The sequence below is a fragment of the Acidocella sp. MX-AZ02 genome (genome assembly GCF_000306035.1).
Taxonomy (GTDB): domain Bacteria; phylum Pseudomonadota; class Alphaproteobacteria; order Acetobacterales; family Acetobacteraceae; genus Acidocella; species Acidocella facilis.
In genome coordinates this window covers 1-1071 of record NZ_JH976241.1, presented here as the reverse complement: position 1 = coordinate 1071, position 1071 = coordinate 1, and the positions used below count along the sequence as shown (strand labels likewise).

The window sequence follows — 1071 nt, the reverse complement described above, 5'->3', positions numbered from 1 at the left end:
CTTCAATCACTTGAACCAAAATCCAGGCCCCAAAGCTAAATCAGAAAAAATAAAACCAAGTTTCGGGGTTTTTCAGCAAACTGCTAGAGATTTTTTCAGCACTTTTACGGCTGGCGCAGATTGAAAGCGGGGCGCGTCGGAAGGCATTTTCTTGGATTGATCTTTCCTATCTTCTGGGCTCTCTGATCGACACCTTCGCGCCCGCGGTCGACGAGTCTGGCCGGACGCTCATATTCAACATTCAGTCGGAACTCAGCTTATACGGTGATGTCGTCTTGCTGAACCAGCTTTTTGGCAATCTGATCTTGAATGCGATAAAACATACGCCGCCGGGATGCCTTATCCATATATCTGCGACTCGCGCGGCGCAAAACGTCGCGATAGCCATCGCCGACAATGGACTAGGCATACCAAGCCACTTACATGGCATGGCGCTTCGGCGTTTCGGACGGATCGATATAGCCCGTACGGCGCCCGGCGCTGGTCTGGGCTTACCGATCGCGGTGGCTATCGCCGAGCTTCACGGCGGTAAATTAACGCTGAAAGACGCAAATCCTGGACTTCAAGTGGAGATTATACTTCCACAGAACCGCGCCCCGCGAACGGAAATATCAAAATACTGAGACGAAGTCGAAGATATTAGTAAAATATTGAATTTTTTGTATAGCCTTTGCATCATTAACGGATTGTATAATTATCGGCGCAGGATCATCAATCTGCAATCAAACCATCATCAAAGATGAACACATATTTCGTTACAAGCCGGCCCCGGAGTGTACAGACTGATATTATAGAGGCCGAGATGATGAGCAAAGCGAGTTTGAGCGGGAACATAGAATAATGTTATTACGCCAGTCTAACGCAGAGATGTTTTAGTTAAAATCTATAATTTTCTCTATTTCCGGTAGATGGATCTCTTGCACGCCACAAGCGGCAAGCCGTTTTGCCGTGCGCTAGTGGCGGCGTGCTGGTCCGCCTTGAGACAATTCCTGTGGCGTTCAACGCTACGGTTTGGCCACTCTCAGCTAATTGAGGAGCTGTAATTTGTCCGTCAAATACATTGTTTATCTC

General features: G+C 48.0%; 2 protein-coding genes. One reads left to right on the top strand and one right to left on the bottom strand.

Annotation, left to right across the window (positions count from 1 at the left end; genetic code table 11):
* Positions 1-275: 275 nt before the first annotated feature.
* Positions 276-623 (top strand): sensor histidine kinase KdpD, encoded by a 348-nt coding sequence (locus MXAZACID_RS19550; RefSeq protein ID WP_168118472.1) that lies wholly within the window; start codon positions 276-278, stop codon positions 621-623.
* 253 nt (positions 624-876) lie between these two features.
* Here MXAZACID_RS19550 and MXAZACID_RS19920 read toward each other — a convergent pair.
* Positions 877-1071: hypothetical protein (locus MXAZACID_RS19920; RefSeq protein ID WP_205619871.1), on the bottom strand; the 195-nt coding region annotated here is incomplete at its 5' end.